This is a genomic window from Aliikangiella maris (assembly GCF_040719265.1).
In the GTDB taxonomy this organism is placed as follows: Bacteria; Pseudomonadota; Gammaproteobacteria; order Enterobacterales; family Kangiellaceae; genus Aliikangiella; species Aliikangiella maris.
The window spans coordinates 63,389-79,624 of the sequence record NZ_JBFDAH010000001.1 but is presented as its reverse complement, the minus strand read 5'-3'; the positions used below and the strand labels follow the sequence as shown (position 1 = coordinate 79,624).

General features: G+C 38.2%; 16 protein-coding genes. 12 read left to right on the top strand and 4 right to left on the bottom strand.

Annotation, left to right across the window (positions count from 1 at the left end):
- Positions 1–26: 26 nt before the first annotated feature.
- The 9 genes from phhA (at position 27) to argH (ending at position 9,035) form a co-directional block, all read left to right on the top strand.
- The gene (phhA, locus tag ABVT42_RS00375; protein ID WP_353873108.1) at positions 27–944 is read left to right on the top strand and encodes a phenylalanine 4-monooxygenase; all 918 of its coding nucleotides are present in this window, start codon (positions 27–29) and stop codon (positions 942–944) included.
- Between the two features lie 114 nt (positions 945–1,058).
- Positions 1,059–1,406, top strand: a complete 348-nt coding sequence (locus tag ABVT42_RS00370) for a 4a-hydroxytetrahydrobiopterin dehydratase (protein WP_353873107.1) — start codon at positions 1,059–1,061, stop codon at positions 1,404–1,406.
- A 167-nt stretch (positions 1,407–1,573) separates the two neighbouring features.
- Complete coding sequence (locus tag ABVT42_RS00365; protein WP_353873106.1) at positions 1,574–1,723, top strand: hypothetical protein; 150 nt, start codon at positions 1,574–1,576, stop codon at positions 1,721–1,723.
- Between the two features lie 111 nt (positions 1,724–1,834).
- Positions 1,835–2,836, top strand: a complete 1,002-nt coding sequence (locus ABVT42_RS00360) for an N-acetylornithine carbamoyltransferase (protein WP_353873105.1) — start codon at positions 1,835–1,837, stop codon at positions 2,834–2,836.
- 67 nt (positions 2,837–2,903) lie between these two features.
- Positions 2,904–4,175, top strand: a complete 1,272-nt coding sequence (gene argG / locus ABVT42_RS00355) for an argininosuccinate synthase (protein ID WP_353873104.1) — start codon at positions 2,904–2,906, stop codon at positions 4,173–4,175.
- 1 nt (position 4,176) lies between these two features.
- Positions 4,177–5,322 (top strand): acetylornithine deacetylase, encoded by a 1,146-nt coding sequence (locus ABVT42_RS00350; RefSeq protein ID WP_353873103.1) that lies wholly within the window; start codon positions 4,177–4,179, stop codon positions 5,320–5,322.
- Positions 5,323–5,339: 17 nt separating this feature from the next.
- A complete protein-coding gene (locus ABVT42_RS00345; RefSeq protein ID WP_353873102.1) occupies positions 5,340–6,686 on the top strand; it encodes an acetylglutamate kinase in 1,347 nt (448 codons plus the stop codon).
- Positions 6,687–6,709: 23 nt separating this feature from the next.
- On the top strand, positions 6,710–7,699 hold the full coding sequence (gene argC / locus ABVT42_RS00340; protein ID WP_353873101.1) for an N-acetyl-gamma-glutamyl-phosphate reductase: 990 nt from the start codon (positions 6,710–6,712) through the stop codon (positions 7,697–7,699).
- 34 nt (positions 7,700–7,733) lie between these two features.
- A complete protein-coding gene (argH, locus tag ABVT42_RS00335) occupies positions 7,734–9,035 on the top strand; it encodes an argininosuccinate lyase (protein WP_353873100.1) in 1,302 nt (433 codons plus the stop codon).
- 91 nt (positions 9,036–9,126) lie between these two features.
- Here argH and ABVT42_RS00330 read toward each other — a convergent pair whose 3' ends face one another.
- From ABVT42_RS00330 to ABVT42_RS00320, 3 genes are all read right to left on the bottom strand, one after another.
- Entirely contained in the window at positions 9,127–9,510 is a 384-nt protein-coding gene (locus ABVT42_RS00330) for a hypothetical protein (RefSeq protein WP_353873099.1), read from the bottom strand.
- 43 nt (positions 9,511–9,553) lie between these two features.
- The gene (locus tag ABVT42_RS00325; RefSeq protein ID WP_353873098.1) at positions 9,554–10,129 is read right to left on the bottom strand and encodes a hypothetical protein; all 576 of its coding nucleotides are present in this window, start codon (positions 10,127–10,129) and stop codon (positions 9,554–9,556) included.
- 549 nt (positions 10,130–10,678) lie between these two features.
- Positions 10,679–11,371, bottom strand: a complete 693-nt coding sequence (locus ABVT42_RS00320) for a zinc metallopeptidase (RefSeq protein ID WP_353873097.1) — start codon at positions 11,369–11,371, stop codon at positions 10,679–10,681.
- Between the two features lie 349 nt (positions 11,372–11,720).
- Here ABVT42_RS00320 and ABVT42_RS00315 point away from each other — a divergent pair, with 349 nt between their 5' ends.
- Positions 11,721–12,386: a MaoC family dehydratase gene (locus ABVT42_RS00315; RefSeq protein WP_353873096.1), complete on the top strand. Its 666-nt coding sequence runs from the start codon at positions 11,721–11,723 to the stop codon at positions 12,384–12,386.
- Between the two features lie 178 nt (positions 12,387–12,564).
- A complete protein-coding gene (locus tag ABVT42_RS00310; RefSeq protein WP_353873094.1) occupies positions 12,565–13,050 on the top strand; it encodes a hypothetical protein in 486 nt (161 codons plus the stop codon).
- A gap of 320 nt (positions 13,051–13,370) precedes the next feature.
- Here ABVT42_RS00310 and ABVT42_RS00305 read toward each other — a convergent pair whose 3' ends face one another.
- On the bottom strand, positions 13,371–13,805 hold the full coding sequence (locus ABVT42_RS00305; RefSeq protein WP_353873093.1) for a preQ(1) synthase: 435 nt from the start codon (positions 13,803–13,805) through the stop codon (positions 13,371–13,373).
- Positions 13,806–14,078: 273 nt separating this feature from the next.
- On the opposite strand from ABVT42_RS00305, the gene ABVT42_RS00300 reads away from it, so the two are divergent.
- A complete protein-coding gene (locus tag ABVT42_RS00300) occupies positions 14,079–16,178 on the top strand; it encodes a M13 family metallopeptidase (protein ID WP_353873092.1) in 2,100 nt (699 codons plus the stop codon).
- Positions 16,179–16,236: the final 58 nt, after the last annotated feature.

Below are 16,236 nucleotides of genomic sequence, written 5' to 3'. Positions count from 1 at the left end.
AAAACAATGGGTTAGGAATAATACAGATGAAGCCACAATCCTCACAACTAGCATCGGCTCAGCGGTGTCCAGCCGATACCAGCGCTTTGCAAGCAATAGCGCCAACTCATAAGAATAATCTAACGCCTGCAAAGTCATCAGTAAAAGAAACAACAAGTAAATATACTTCGAAAGTTCCAGATAACAATGGCTTCATCAATTACACCGATCAGGAACATGAAACTTGGCAAACCCTCTACAATCGTCAACATCCCATTATTTGCGAGCGTGCTTGCGAAGAATACAAAGCGGGACTGCAACTGCTGAATATGACGGCTGATAAAATACCGCAACTTCCCGAAATTAACCAAAAGCTTGGACAACTTACTGGCTGGGGAGTCGAAAGAGTGCCGGCACTTATTGGCTTTGAACGATTTTTTGAGCTGTTAGCCAATCGGCGTTTTCCAGCGGCTACTTTTATTCGACATCAAGCCGAAATTGATTACATTCAAGAACCCGATATTTTTCACGAATTATTTGGTCATTGCCCTTTACTCACCAATAAAGCCTATGCCGACTTTTCACAGCATTATGGACAGCTCGGCCTGGCAGCAACCCCCGCCGATCGTGTCATGCTGGCCAGACTCTATTGGTTTACCATTGAATTTGGACTGGTACGAAGTCAACAAGGTTTAAAAATCTATGGCGGTGGCATACTATCTTCTAAACAAGAATCTCTTTACTGTTTAGACAGTCATATTCCACAACGGCAAGCACTAGATATTATTGACGTATTTAGAACCTACTATCGCATTGATGAATTACAGAAGAACTATTTTATTATCGACTCGTTAGCTGACTTACAAGCGTTAATTAATGTCGATTTAATATCGCTGATTAAGCAAGCGCGTCAGCTAGGCATGAAACCCGCTAATTATTCTCCAAAAGAGGATGCGGCTTGCTAGACTCGCATGTAGATAGATTCACTATCATTGAGATTAAACCATAAGAATTGGCGTCGTATTTAAACTTTTACGTTTAAAGCCTATATATTTAAAACCTATTATTCGGGAGTACCCATGACACAACTCAATCAACAAACCTGCCAGGCTTGCCATGCCGAAGCGCCCAAAATCGAACAGTCAGCACTAGCAGAATTAATCAAACAAATACCCGATTGGCAAGTACAGGTCTATCAAGAAATCATGCAATTAGAGCGTACCTTTAAATTTAAAAATTTTAAACAGGCACTCCTGTTTACCAATCAGATTGGAGAAATGGCCGAAACAGAAGGTCATCACCCTGCGCTACTGACTGAATGGGGTCAAGTTACCGTCAACTGGTGGTCGCACAGCATAAAAGGCTTGCATCAAAATGACTTCATTTGCGCCGCCAAAACAGATGAACTTTATCGACACTTAAAATAAGTGTCCGCTGTTTACTGACTAGCGATAAAAAATAAAGAATAAACTCAAAATAACTGACGAAAATAAATTATGCAAAAAAATACTTAATCAAAGGTTGCGCTGTGTGAGTTAATCATGGTAAAAATGCACATCATTTGAAAACGCTTAACCAAACTCAAGCAGCACACATGTCTATCAGTTTTTTTATTACAGACTTTCTCAATATCGTACTTAACTTGACTATACAAGCAAGTCAATTTGCAATGCCTGCCAGTTTGCTTAACTTAAACGTTATTCGCCGCCGCCGTACCTACTGGGCTGGGTACGATGGTGTATAGCAAATAAAAATCACCTTCAAAAACCCGGCCAAAGCGCCGGGTTTTTTTATGCCTGATTTTTAATTAACGACTACTTTTAAACTTAAAATTAATAAAATTCTGGAACCCGACATGAAACACTTTATTACCACAGCTGACTTCGACCAGCAAACTCTGCAACAAATGCTCGACCTTGCCAATCAATTTAAACAAGGTAAATCGAGCGATATTCTAAAAAACAAATCTGTTGCTTTATTGTTTTTTAATCCTAGTCTACGTACCCGCACCACTTTTGAAATCGGTACCTGGCAACTTGGCGGACATGCAATTGTATTAGAGCCAGGAAAATCAGCTTGGCCATTAGAGTTTGAATTAGGCAATAAAATGGATGCAACCGCAGAAGAACATGTGATTGAAGCGGCCAAAGTACTATCAAGATTTTGTGATTTAATTTGTATTCGGGCTTTCCCAAAATTTGAAAACTGGGAGTACGACAGACAAGATAAAATCATTCAATCATTTGCTCAATATGCCACAGTGCCTGTAATTAATATGGAAACCATTACTCATCCATGTCAAGAATTAGCACATATGCAGATGATTCAAGAGAAACTGGGGACACCTAAAAAGAAAAAATATCTACTCACCTGGACTTATCATCCCAAGCCACTTAATACCGCTGTTGCAAACTCATCACTATTAATTTCAACAAAATTTGGGATGGACGTCACTTTATTATGCCCCACCGAAGAATATTTACTCGACGAGCGATACCTCAATATTGCTAAAGAAAATGTGGCGCAATATGGCGGCAGCTTTCAAGTCACCCATGACATTAAACAAGCTTATCAGGACGCTGATGTCGTTTATGCCAAAAGTTGGGGAGCCCTTCCCTATTTTGGTCATTGGGAACCAGAAAAACAAATTCGAGATCGTTATCAGCATTTTATTGTTGATGAAGAAAAAATGGGGCTTACCAATAATGCTATTTTTTCTCATTGTTTACCGTTACGCAGAAACATCAAGGCGACAGATGGTGTTATGGATGCTGACTATTGTGCAGCCATTGATGAAGCAGAAAACCGCTTGCACGCACAAAAAGGCATGATGCAGTACTTGCTGGAAAATCAATAATTTTTAAGATTGATAAGCCAATAACCGCTAACATTTATTTAAAGACAATTTACAGGATAACAATATCATGAGCAGTAACTCAAATACACAAACATCCGCCACTCAAGATGATAAACAAGTCGTATTGGCATTCTCCGGCGGTCTTGATACCAGCTTTTGTGTGCCATACCTAAAAGACAAAGGGTATCAGGTCACGACTATTTTTGTTGATTCTGGCGGTGTCAGCGAACAAGACAAACAAGCAATTAAAGAAAGAGCTTTAACTTTAGGTGCGGTTGCTCACCATGAGGTCAGTATCGCACAACAATTATGGGATCGGGTAATTACACCGCTTATTCACAGTGGTCACTGGTACCAAAATCAATACCCACTGCTTTGCTCAGACCGATATTTAATTGTCGAAGCCTGTCTTAACCTTTGCGATGAGTTAAATACCAAAAATTTTGCTCACGGATGTACAGGTATGGGGAATGATCAAGTTCGCTTTGATTTAGCAGTACAATGCTTGGGTGATTACAATATCATTTCACCAATTCGCGAAATACAAAAACAAACTTCTCAAGTCAGAGAATTTGAAAAACAATACCTGATCGATAAAGGCTTTAGTGTTTCAGATAAAGTTTCCAGTTACTCAATTAATGAAAACCTGCTCGGCACGACGATTTCTGGTTCAGAAATTGATGAATGGCAACAGCCAGGCCAAGGCAGTTATGTCTTTACGCCTGCCCCGCAAAATGCACCACAAAAATTACCGACAAAACTTATCACGCTGCAATTTGAGCAAGGTAATCTCGTGGCAGTTAACCAGCAAAAAATAGCCGATGATTTTACGGGTGAAAAAGTGATGCAGCAACTCAACCAACAAATTGGCGAATACGGAATTGGTCGCGGCATCTATACAGGTGATACAACCATTGGATTAAAAGGACGTATTGTATTTGAAGCCCCTGCATTACATGCCATACAGGTTGCACATACAGCTTTAGAGCAAGCCGTTTTATCAAAAGCACAAAATCGATTTAAATCGACAGTTGCCGAAAAATGGACTGAACTGGTTTATGAAGGTTTTTTCTATGAGCCACTTAAACATGATCTGGAAGCATTTTTACAATCAAGCCAACAAATGGTTACTGGTGAAGTGACACTTGAGCTAAGCTATGGACAACTCTATGCGGTCGCAATTCAATCAGAGAATATTTTAAAGGACAAACAGTCAGTTTATGCGCAATCAGCTTCGTGGACAATTGAAGAAGCCATTGGTTTTATCAAACTATTTGGTCAGTCCTCTCGCCTTGCAGCTAAGTCAGTACAAAGTAATCAAAAGCAGGTAAATGACTAAAATGAGTGAGCAACAATCACAGCAGAGCAACACGCCGTTCTCACCGTTGAGTTCGGTACTAAAACATCTTGAGGCGTTAGTTAGTTTTGATACCCAAAATCCACCAAGAAATATACAAAGTGACAGTGATATATTTGCTTATTTTAAGCAACACTTACCAGGATTTAGCCTACAAATTCTTGATGCAGGAGATGGTTGTCTAAGCTTATTGGCAACTCGTGGAAAACCAGAAATTTTATTTAACTTTCATATAGACACGGTTCCGGTTGCTAAAGGCTGGACATCTGATCCGTTTGAATTGCAAGTTACTGAAACTACCGCAACTGGACTGGGCGCCTGTGATATTAAAGGTGCAGCAGCGTGTATGCTCTCGGCGGTTAATCAATGTGACGGAGCAATTGCCCTGTTGTTCTCTTCCGATGAAGAACACGGTAATAGCGCAGCAGTGAAACAGTTTTTAGCAACTGAGCATGGATTTGATAAGGTGATAGTTGCCGAACCAACTCAAGCGCAGGCAATTTTTGCACATCGCGGCATTCAATCTGCGCGCGCTTTATTTTTTGGCGAGTCAGGCCATGCCTCGCAAGCCAGAGCAATTACCGATAGTGCAATTCACAAAGCAACTCACTGGTGCAGCGATGCAGTTAATTGGGTAAAAAGTCAATCATTTCAATTTGAAACCTTAACAGGTCTTCCATTTAATATTGGAAAAATTGATGGCGGTATCAAAGCGAATATGATCGCAGCCCAATGTGAAATTGCATTTGGTTTCAGGCCCCTCCCCGGTCAAGATTCAACACAACTATTAAACTTAATCTTTGATTATGCCAAACAGCAATCGGCAATTAATGATGCAGATTGCCAACTTATCGAAGGATTTAAAGGCCCAACACTACCCGCAGCAAATCAGGATTTTGATGAGGCAATAGAAAAAGCCAAGGCGCTGGCAAATCAGTATTCACTGCCTTTTGGCAATCCCGTTAACTTTTGGACAGAAGCAAGTTTATTCTCTCAGTCAGGCTTAACTGCACTGGTTTATGGACCGGGTAATATTGAGCAAGCACACACAGCAAATGAGTGGGTTTCACTTGCACAACTTGCCGAAGTTGAACAAAGTTATTTAAACATTTTAGCAAAACAAATTTAACGAATGGTTGAAAAGTAATGAATAAAGCCAACAATTCTTATGTAGAATCCACAACCAGTCAATCCAAAATAAAAGATACCATTATTCAACTTTTATCGAATCTGGCAAATCCTAAAGAGATTGATCAATATTTAAACCGGTTTGTCAATGCCGGACAATCCCACTTTGCTGTAATTAAAGTAGGCGGAGCGGTACTTGAAAATGACCTCGACAACCTGTGTTCTTCACTGGCATTTCTCGAACAAATTGGGCTGTTTCCAATTGTTGTTCATGGTGCAGGTCCGCAATTAAGTATTAATTTAAAAAACGCAGGCATTGAAAGTGAGTTCATTGATGGACAAAGAATCACCACGGCTGAAGTTTTATCTGTTGCCCGAAAAACCTTTATCCAACAAAATCTAAAACTAGCTAACAGACTGCAAAATATGGGCGTTAAAACCGCATCAATTACTAGCGGTGTTTTTAAAGCAAACCAAACTGCCAATACTCAGTTAGGTTTGGTGGGTGTGGTTACTGAAATCGATTTAGCCCCTATTCAACAAGCATTAGAAAACGGTACAATTCCCATTTTATCATCATTGGCTGAAACAGAAAGTGGTCAATGTTTAAATATTAATGCTGATGTTGCAACTAATCAGTTAGCCATTGCGTTAAAGCCCTATAAAATTATCTTTTTAACTGAAACAGGCGGATTACTCGACCAAGATGACAATATCATCTCTTCCGTTAATTTAATTACCGATTACAACCATTTAATGAATCAGCCCTGGTTACATGGCGGTATGAAGTTAAAGATTAAACAAGTCGCTGAAATATTAAGTCAATTGCCAGCAACAGCCTCAGTTTCCATCACTAAACCCTCTCACTTAGCCAAAGAACTGTTTACCCATAAAGGTTCAGGCACACTGATTCGCAAAGGCGAGTCCATTATGTTGCACGAAGAAATAGAAAGCTTGAAACTGGTTAAGGTAAAAAATATTCTTGAAACCAGTTTTAAGAAAACTCTTAACGAAGACTACTTTAATGAGCTAAATCTTTATCGAGCATATACTACTTACTGTTACCGCGCAGCGGCAATTATTACACTCGAAGAGAACATTCCTTATTTGGATAAATTTGTTGTTGCTGAAGATGCCAAAGGCGAAGGTTTAGGCAAAGCACTATGGGCGACTATGATCAGTGAAAATCCCAAAATGTTTTGGCGCTCAAGAAATGGCAATCAAATTAATAATTTTTATTTTAAAAATTCAGATGGCTGTATTAAAGATGGTCAGTGGACGGTATTCTGGCTAGGCATAACAGATTTTGATGAAATCAAAAAATGTGTCGATTGTGCTTTAGCTAAACCAGCCACTTTAGTTTAACTTCCTATTTTCAGAGAGAATCAATGACACATCAAAACTCCACTTATAAACTCGGCATCGTGGGTGTCAGAGGCTACGTAGGAAAAGAATTACTCGCTATTGTAGAGCAACACCCTCATTTGGAAATTGCTTGGGTTAGTTCGCGTCAACTGGCCGGAAAGCCACTTAGCGAGCTTGGCTTAACAGATTTGCTGGGTACTGAACAACAGCAAATTCTAATTGAAAATCTATCGCCTGTACAAGTTGCTGAACGAAAGACAGATATTATTGTTTTGGCGCTACCCAACGGCTTGGCAAAATTGTTCGTTGATGCCATTGAACAGCACAATAACTGTCAAGTAATCATTGATTTGTCGGCAGATTATCGATTTGATTCTCAATGGCTCTACTCAGTACCCGAAATTCATAATATTAAACAAGGTCAGGCCGAATTAAAAAAACCATTAAAAATCAGTAACCCTGGTTGCTATGCCACAGCGATGCAATTGGCAATAGCCCCCATCAAGGATCTTATTAAAGGACATGCGCACTGCTTTGGCGTGTCAGGTTATAGTGGCGCAGGAACAACACCTAGCCCCAATAATGATCCAGATAACCTTCATGAAAATATTATTGGCTATAAACTGGTAGAGCACTTGCATGAACGCGAAGTCAGTGAAAAGCTAGATTGCGCTATTAGTTTTTCTCCTCACGTCGCGAGTTTTTTTCGTGGCATAAATATGACCGTACAATTAAGATTTAAACAGCCTCAAAAACCTCATACGCTATTTAATCGCTTTAACGATTTTTATGCTATGCACGAATTAGTCCGCTGCCAACCTGAAATTCCGACAATACAGCAAGTGGTTAATACCCCCTATTGTGTTATTGGTGGACTGACAGTGAGTAAAAATGGTAACCGAGCAACAATTATCAGCTGCCTGGATAATCTGCTAAAAGGTGCCGCCAGTCAGGCTATACAAAATATCAATCTGGCATTAGGCTTTGATACTTCAACTGGCCTTACCAACTAACTAACTCAGGCAATTAATCTAACGGAGACCTCCTATGCCAGCACCAATTTGGCAAAAGAAATCACAAGCAACTATCGATGAAACCATGATGGAATTTATGGCCGGCGAAGATATTATTCTCGATGCCGAACTAGTCGCCTATGATATTCAAGCAAGCAAAGCACATGTCAAAAACTTACAATCTATTGATATTCTTTCGAGCGAAGAAAGCCAGCAGTTAATCGAACACTTAGAGTTACTCGATGGCAAAATTCAGTCAGGAGAATTTAAGCTCACTGCACAATTTGAAGATTGTCACTCTGCAATCGAATATTATTTGGTTAATCAACTGGGTGAACTTGGTAAAAAGATTCATACCGGTCGTTCGCGTAACGACCAAGTTTTGGTAGCAACACGTCTGTTTTTAAAAGATGCGGTCCATCAAGCCATTGAGCTAGTCACTCAAAGCGCGCAAGTGTGTCTGCAACAAGCAGAAAAAACTCAGCAAATCCCCATGCCAGGGTATACGCATATGCAACGCGCGGTTCCCTCTTCTTGCGGAATGTGGTTTGCGGGTTTTGCCGAAGCCATGCTTGATAATTTAATCACGCTGCAATCTACTCAGCAATTAATTGATGCAAACCCCTTAGGAACAGCCGCAGGTTATGGCGTTAACTTACCATTAAACCGTCAATTAACCACTGAAGAGTTGGGATTTGCCAGAATCCAAATTAATCCAATTTATACACAAAACAGTCGTGGCAAATACGAATTAGCCGTACTTTCAGCACTTTCCCAGTGTCTGTTAGATATCCGCCGCTATAGTTGGGATATTTCTCTGTTTACTACTCAAGAGTTTGATTTTGTTAGTTTACCCGAAGAAATGACGACGGGTAGCTCAATTATGCCCAATAAAAGAAATCCTGACTTGATTGAATTAATGCGCGCCAGTTATGCGGTCGTGCAATCGGCAATAATAGAATTACAATCAATTTTATCTTTACCTTCAGGTTATCAGCGAGACTTACAATTCACTAAGGGTCCATTACTCAGAGCAGTAAAAAAATCATTGCAAACATTGCTGCTATTTCCCAAAGTTATTGCTGGCACACAGTTTAAAACAGAAACCTTAAAGGCAGCCATTGATACACCGATGTATGCAACTGACTTTGCGGTAGAACTTGCTGCACAAGGAATGCCATTTAGAGACGCCTATCAACAGGTTGTCGAGCGTTATGATGAATTGAAAGCCAGAACACCGGAACAAAGTATTCAACAAAGAGTATCGCCAGGCGGCTGTCATGATTTGATGTTATCGGAGTTAAATCAACGACTCAAGCAGCTAACAGGCTTCTAGTCGATTTATTAATCATTCGAAAGATAGTTATCTTTACTTATGTCTATCAAAAAGCATAACTTCATATGATAGACATAAGCGAAATAGCTCATTAAAAGATAAATTTAGAATCTTTAATCGACTCAATATAACTGCAGTTACCTTGTGAATCTTTTTGAATAACGACTTCGGTTAAAGCGCCAATTCCATTGACAACAGACTTGGCATGTTCAAACAGTGCTGCACCGTCACGAACAACACAATAAAAACTGGCACTACGAACTTCATCGCGCCCAATAAACATTACTTTCCTGTCATCAACCTTGGCCGTAATCATGCTATTTTCATGACCAACTTCAGGATTTGCACTTACATTAAAAAATGCCAGCATAAAATCACCACTAATTGATACTAACCCTTTATTTTCTGCGGCACTGGCACCGATAGAAAATAACCCAAATAAAATCACAGAAGCTACTTTAGTGATCATTTTCATTACTTTGTCTCCTTTTCTCTGTTTAGTTAAACAACCGTAATTTCTAAATTGGTGGTGGGTAATCTCTTAAAGAAGTTAACCCGTTCTGCTGTGCATCACGAAAAATTTTATTCAAATAAAGTCGATCTTGAGTATTAAGTAACATGACATACTCAATCATTTGTTCACTATCTTTTGCCGTCCACTCACCTATTCCAATCGCTTGATGAAGAATTAATTCAATCTGGCCAACCGCAAACTTTCTTTCCTGTTCTTTTTGTTGCGCAGCAACTGGGTCTTCGGCAATGGTGGCAATTTTCTTTTGTTTTGACTGACCAGCCTGGGCTGACAGGTGTTCAACCTGTTCGACGAGATGCTTAACCTTTGCATCAAGTTGTATCACAATATTTTTTAACTCGGCAATTTGCTGATTATTGTTACTAAGCTTGGTATTTGGAGGTGATACGACTGGCAGGTGATTATCATCAGATATGTTTTCGAGGACATTTGCGGTTAGATTTTCAGGTAAATTACTGGCTGCTTGTTTATATTTATCATCTCTAAAAAATTGTTCGCTTGAAATGTAAATTTGTAGCAATAAGCTACTTAGGCAAATAAATATTAGCAAGTAAATTTTCATCTGATTTTCCTTCGCAAATTTCCTATGTTTTTTTCAAGATGAAAAGAAAGTTTACAAGCTATCTATAAAATGTAAAGCAAAATAAATTTTCACTTAAAGATATTTATTTTTTTATTGCAAAAAAGGGATAGCTATTTCACTCTATCTATTGATATTTAAAATTTAAACCATTACATAGCGATAAAATTGGGCATCGATAAAAACAACATTCAAAAGTTAAAATAAAATCAAAATAAAAATAGAAATCAAAACAATAAAAAAGATAACAGCAAAACTAAATTAGATTTAACTTAAATAACACAGCTATTAATAGCACCAACAATATTACCTTTAACCATTTTTCTATCACTGTATTTTTCGCATCAACTTACTGATTGGATAGTATAAGAATGGATAGATCGGCATTCTAGAAAATAACTAGCATCAAAAACATTTAACGATTGGTGGATTTGTCAAAGTTTACCAAATTTATTTTTATTTAACTTTCAGTTTAGAAGATAGTGACTATAAAATTATGATAAAAATGATAATAAAAAACATGGCAAAAAATTAGCGTAAATATTTCAAAATTGAAACCCAGCGCCACAAACGTAATATATCAGCCAATGCAGCCGCAACATAAGTTAATGCACATGCTTTTAATATTTGACGAATCGCGGGGAGATACTCATCAGGCACATATTCCCCCTTTTTAAGAATAGGTAAAGCTTTGTTAAAACTGGCATCCCATTCTTCGGGTAAAATCGCCGCATAAATAAAGACCGAAGTCAGCATGGTCAATAACCCAATAATTGCCATAACACCTATAAAATGAGGAATTTTGACAATCGCTCCAATAATCGGTAATGCCATCAAACAAAAAATGCCCCACTTTTGCAGACGATGTGCATGACCTAAATATCTTTTACGTAAAAAACTCACTGGCTCATTACGATTAAATTGAATGGCATGGCCCACTTCATGTGCAGCCACAGCAATCGCAGTTAATGATTTACCATTTAAATATTCGGGACTCAAACGTACCGTATTACTTTGAGGATCGTAGTGATCAGCGCCAGGCTCTGCCGCTTCAAGCTTAACATTGGATAGCTCAAACTTTTCAAGTAAATGGGTTGCCAGTTCGCCACCGGTCCCAGGCATCGCATGCATCACATTACTATGCTTATTTAACACATACCTAACCCACCATTGTGGGCCTAAGATAAGCATGATTAAAATTACTGCAAAGGCTAAATAAATCATCGGTTAAGTGTCATGAACTTGATATATTAAAACGTTATTATTTTAGTATCGCCTGATATAAATTGACCAGCCGAAAGAATAGCTTTAAAATCAAGGCGTTAGCGCCATTATATTAATTTAAGCCAATATTAAACGCAATACACTTGAGTAAATATACCAGGCTTAATTAATTTAATTCGTGTAACAGGCGGTATATTGATAAATCCGTTGTATATCATTCAATCCACTGTATAATGGTGGGTCGCAACAATAGCTGATATATTGCTTTATCGCTTATTTAAAAAGTTTGATAGTGCCAAGTTACTTTCAAGTTTTAACAAATAAGATAATCATCCAGGAGCTATCAGGAATGAATGTCGTTGAGTTCATCAAAGAAAAGAAGCAGCGTTTTCAACAAAATAATGCTGAATTTCGGGCAAGAATTGAACCACAATTTAAAAGCCTGTCCGAATTGCTTTCCAAGACTATATTTAACACCCTTAATAACCCTTGGATGTCCCGTTTTAATCATCAGGATGATATCGATGATGAACCACTCTTTCTGATTCCTGAAGCTGCACAGATGTATAAAAAGCTGGAAAGCCAACTCGGTGAAGAAACCTTTGTCGGTGAATGGTATCGAGTTGATCAGCATTGTATCAATCAATTTGCGGAAGTAACCGGTGATCAACAGTGGATTCATACCGATCCTGAGCGAGCAGCGAAAGAATCACCCTTTAAAACCACTATCGCACATGGCTTTTTAACACTCTCTCTGCTGCCAAAACTCACCGATTCTGTCGATGATAAAAACAATCCTTACCCAGAAGCAAAAATGGCCGTTAACTATGGTTTAAATCAAGTCAGGTTTCCCTACCCAGTCAAAGCCGGTTCACGAGTAAGAGCTCGCAGTCAGCTGGTTGGCTTAACCCCCATGCGTAAGAGTATTGAATTAATCCATGAGGTCAGTATCGAGGTTGAAAACAGCAAGCGTTTGGCTTGTGTTGCAGAAACCGTTTTAAGACTATATTTTTGAGGGCATATTTTTAGGGGTATATTTTAATCCTTAATTGTAATTAAAAATTCTCTTTTTAGCTTGCTTAAACCAATAGATACAGTGTTGCAGTGAAAAATGAGTATGTTACACTGCAACTTACTTATCCCCTTTCTACAAAGGTAGTTTGTAGATTGTTTCCCACCAAGGCTTATCCAAGATGATCAAAGATCTATTTGAGCAAATTAAACAAAAGCTAACACCACAAAGCAATCAGTCTTATGCAACAGATACACACACGACCAATCAGGAAGCCACTTCACCAATCGGGCAACTGACAACCGACAAAATCAAAGCTATTGTCGCTGAGCTCACTCAAGCGGGGCCATTATTTGCTCAGGCTGGTTTTACGATGGAGCAACTAGAAATTGAAATAGGTTTACTGCCTAAAGTATTACCCCAGTTTGTACAAATAAAAGAAATCCCTATTAGCGAAGAGTCTGTCTTTTTAAATCAGTTAAAAGATCAAAAGTTATTGCAATTTGTGTTGCATTCATTGTTCAAAGCTAGTCGCATGAAATCGCTACTGGAAAATACCAATCTATCATTATACGGTATTGAAATTTCGGTATCTGCACCGCCATCGGTGAAAACTATCTTTAAGCGAGAAATTCCACTCTCTAATGCTGACATCGTCAATTTATAAATTTCAAATACATAAATAGTCAATTCTTCAAAATTCAAATTAGCATTCTTAAAATAAAAGAGAGCCAATATTAAGCAAAATCACTCTTTGGTTAAGACAATCTAAGTGCAAATCAAATTTCAAGCTTTTTACAAAAGTACTATTATTCGGCGCTTTTAAGCGATGACTCATTAAACGTAAAATGAATAAATTATTTGCGACTTTGCGACTTTGCGACTTTGCGACTTTGCGACTTTGCGACTTTGTGTCTGTGTGTCTGTATGTCTTTATTTATCGATTGGTGTATTTAAGCTAAAAGCAATTGCGCAGATAATATTTGCTCACTTGAGCTCGCACCATTCACTGGCTCCATGCCATTCTTTATATTTTTCTTGTCCACCACGACTTTTCCAATCAGAATCAATTGTTAAACGCGAACTGATTCCACCACGCGGATTACAATCCATTAAAATACGCAATCTTTCAGGTTGATAGACAGCCATAAGATGATCGTAGAAAATATTAATTAAGCGTTCGTAAGAAACAACAATATCTCTTAATTGGTAGACGTAATGTTTTAAAGATTTTAATTCAATAATTTTTTCGTGTGGATGAAAAACCAGATAAATCGTTGCAAAATCAGGTTGCTCCTGAACCCCCAAAAAGGTGAATTCCGGAATTTTAATATTAATTTCATAAGCCTGATTAGAAGGATTTGGTAACGCGACCAATAAATCCGAAGTAATATTTTGATAAGTTCGTAAATGAGATGGCATTATTCAACTCCTACTCAATAAAGTTCATAAATCGCTAGCAAACTCAATAAAATTAAGATTATACGGTTTAATATAATCGAAAGTAGCCTCAAGCTAAATACTTATAATAGACAACATTCGGTAACAATTTATTCTTTTGAATTGAGGGTTATTGGTCTATTTATAGTTTTAAATTATTGTTAAAAGTGTTTATTATCTGCGCTTAGCGATTTGAATATCGATTTGGTAAAAATCTAACAATAAATATAATGGTAAGAATATAAGGGTGCTCCAATGAAATTAAAACTACTGAGTTACACCGTTAGTATGGTATTGCTCACCGCCTGTGGTCAACAAGACGCCACAAACACTGAAAAATCTGCCTCAACACCGCAACAAGCAACACAACAGACTAAAGCTAACGACAAAGCACAAAAACAGTTGGAATCAGGGATTGAGCTAACCAATTTTGACACCAAAGTAAAACCGCAAGATGACTTTTACCGTTACGTTAATGGCGCATGGCTGGATAAAACAGAAATACCGGCAGACAAATCCTCGTATGGTTCATTTACTGCATTGCGGGATAAATCACGGCAAGATGTAAAAGCCATCATTGAAGAAACGGCAAAAATTAACAACCCAGAACCCAGTTCTGATGCACAAAAAGTTGGAGATTTATACCGAAGTTTTATGAATATTGAGCATCTGAACAAACTCGGTGTCACTCCATTATCTAAAGAATTCAACAAAATTGATCAGTTGAAAAACCATGATGATATAGCCGGTTATTTTGCTGAATCACAAATAATCGGCAGCGATGCACCATTTGGTTTTTGGATTAACAACGATTCAAAAAATCCAACGCAATATATCATGTATCTCACCCAATCAGGATTAGGTCTTCCCGATAGAGATTACTACCTAAAAGCTGATGAAAAATCTGACGAGCTCCGCCAAAAATATCAGCAGCATATTGAAAAAATGTTAACACTTTCTGGTATTGCCAATGCGACAGCTATTGCAAAAGATATTCTTTCTCTGGAAACCGCTTTAGCTGAAATACAGTGGTCGCGGACTGAAAATAGAGACGCTGAAAAAACTTATAACAAACATCAAATTGCAAAACTAAGCGAATTAAGTGAAAACTTTAACTGGCAAAAATATTTTGCAACAGCCAGTGTCGATAGTGAAAAAGAGCTTGTCATTCGTCAACCATCTTACTTGCAACAGTTCTCTGAGATTTTTGCAAGCACTCAAGTCAGTCAGTGGAAAAATTATTTTAAATGGACGCTAATCAATGCAAACGCTTCACGTTTATCAAGTGAGTTCGATCAAGCTAACTTCGAGTTTTTTAATCAAACACTTTATGGCACACCTGAGCAAGAAGCGCGCTGGAAAAGAGCCGTTAATGCGGTAAACCGGTTACTTGGTGAGATGGTTGGAAAAATATACGTGAAAAAACATTTTAAACCAGAAGCAAAACAACGCATGATTGAACTGGTTGAAAATTTACGTGAAGCTTATCGTCAGGCGATTATTGATTTAGATTGGATGGGTGAAGATACCAAGCGCCAGGCGTTAGATAAGTTAGCCAAATTTAATCCTAAAATTGGCTATCCCGACAAATGGATTGATTACTCTTCATTAACGATTGATGTTAATGACTTAGTCGGTAACTTTTTACGTGCATCACGTTTTACCTATCAACGAGAAATTGGCAAGTTAGGTAAACCTATCGACAAATCAGAATGGTTTATGTCACCACAAACGGTCAATGCTTATTACAATCCAGTAATGAATGAAATTGTTTTTCCTGCGGCAATTTTGCAACCACCATTTTTCAATATGCGAGCTGATGATGCGGTAAATTACGGCGGCATTGGTAGTGTTATTGGACATGAAATGGGACACGGTTTTGATGATCAGGGTTCTAAATCTGATGGCAATGGTGTTTTAAGAAACTGGTGGACGCCAAAAGATTTAGAAGAGTTTAAACTCAGAACCCAAAAACTGGCTGATCAGTATAGTCAGTTTGAACCCTTACCAGGCGAACACATCAAAGGTGAATTTACCTTAGGTGAAAATATTGGCGATTTAGGTGGACTAACTATTGCTTTTCGAGCCTATAAACTATCTCTTGAAAATAAGCCGTCACCGGTAATTGATAACTTTACTGGCGAACAGCGCTTCTTTATGGGATGGGCACAAGTTTGGGCCTATAAATATCGTGATAAAGCCCTCAGTAATATGTTAAAAACTGATCCGCATTCACCAGGTCCCTACCGGGCTAACGGACCATTAATGAATATGCCAGAGTTCTTTGAAACTTTTGACGTAAAAGCTAGTGATGGTATGTACCGTAAACCCGAAGACAGAGTGAAAATCTGGTAAATTTAATTTTTTAACAATCAGATTTTAAATAATACTAATTGTTAGTCGATTAAATCAA

What these genes read in the sequence shown, in the direction of transcription:
- argH (WP_353873100.1), top strand. Translation starts at nt 7,734, where the DNA reads ATGCCAGCACCAATTTGGCAAAAGAAATCACAAGCAACTATCGATGAA.
- argG (WP_353873104.1), top strand. Translation starts at nt 2,904, where the DNA reads ATGAGCAGTAACTCAAATACACAAACATCCGCCACTCAAGATGATAAA.
- phhA (WP_353873108.1), top strand. Translation starts at nt 27, where the DNA reads ATGAAGCCACAATCCTCACAACTAGCATCGGCTCAGCGGTGTCCAGCC.
- ABVT42_RS00330 (WP_353873099.1), bottom strand. Translation starts at nt 9,510, where the DNA reads ATGAAAATGATCACTAAAGTAGCTTCTGTGATTTTATTTGGGTTATTT.
- ABVT42_RS00365 (WP_353873106.1), top strand. Translation starts at nt 1,574, where the DNA reads ATGTCTATCAGTTTTTTTATTACAGACTTTCTCAATATCGTACTTAAC.
- ABVT42_RS00315 (WP_353873096.1), top strand. Translation starts at nt 11,721, where the DNA reads ATGAATGTCGTTGAGTTCATCAAAGAAAAGAAGCAGCGTTTTCAACAA.
- ABVT42_RS00310 (WP_353873094.1), top strand. Translation starts at nt 12,565, where the DNA reads ATGATCAAAGATCTATTTGAGCAAATTAAACAAAAGCTAACACCACAA.
- ABVT42_RS00300 (WP_353873092.1), top strand. Translation starts at nt 14,079, where the DNA reads ATGAAATTAAAACTACTGAGTTACACCGTTAGTATGGTATTGCTCACC.
- ABVT42_RS00350 (WP_353873103.1), top strand. Translation starts at nt 4,177, where the DNA reads ATGAGTGAGCAACAATCACAGCAGAGCAACACGCCGTTCTCACCGTTG.
- ABVT42_RS00345 (WP_353873102.1), top strand. Translation starts at nt 5,340, where the DNA reads ATGAATAAAGCCAACAATTCTTATGTAGAATCCACAACCAGTCAATCC.
- ABVT42_RS00305 (WP_353873093.1), bottom strand. Translation starts at nt 13,805, where the DNA reads ATGCCATCTCATTTACGAACTTATCAAAATATTACTTCGGATTTATTG.
- ABVT42_RS00320 (WP_353873097.1), bottom strand. Translation starts at nt 11,371, where the DNA reads ATGATTTATTTAGCCTTTGCAGTAATTTTAATCATGCTTATCTTAGGC.
- ABVT42_RS00360 (WP_353873105.1), top strand. Translation starts at nt 1,835, where the DNA reads ATGAAACACTTTATTACCACAGCTGACTTCGACCAGCAAACTCTGCAA.
- ABVT42_RS00325 (WP_353873098.1), bottom strand. Translation starts at nt 10,129, where the DNA reads ATGAAAATTTACTTGCTAATATTTATTTGCCTAAGTAGCTTATTGCTA.
- ABVT42_RS00370 (WP_353873107.1), top strand. Translation starts at nt 1,059, where the DNA reads ATGACACAACTCAATCAACAAACCTGCCAGGCTTGCCATGCCGAAGCG.
- argC (WP_353873101.1), top strand. Translation starts at nt 6,710, where the DNA reads ATGACACATCAAAACTCCACTTATAAACTCGGCATCGTGGGTGTCAGA.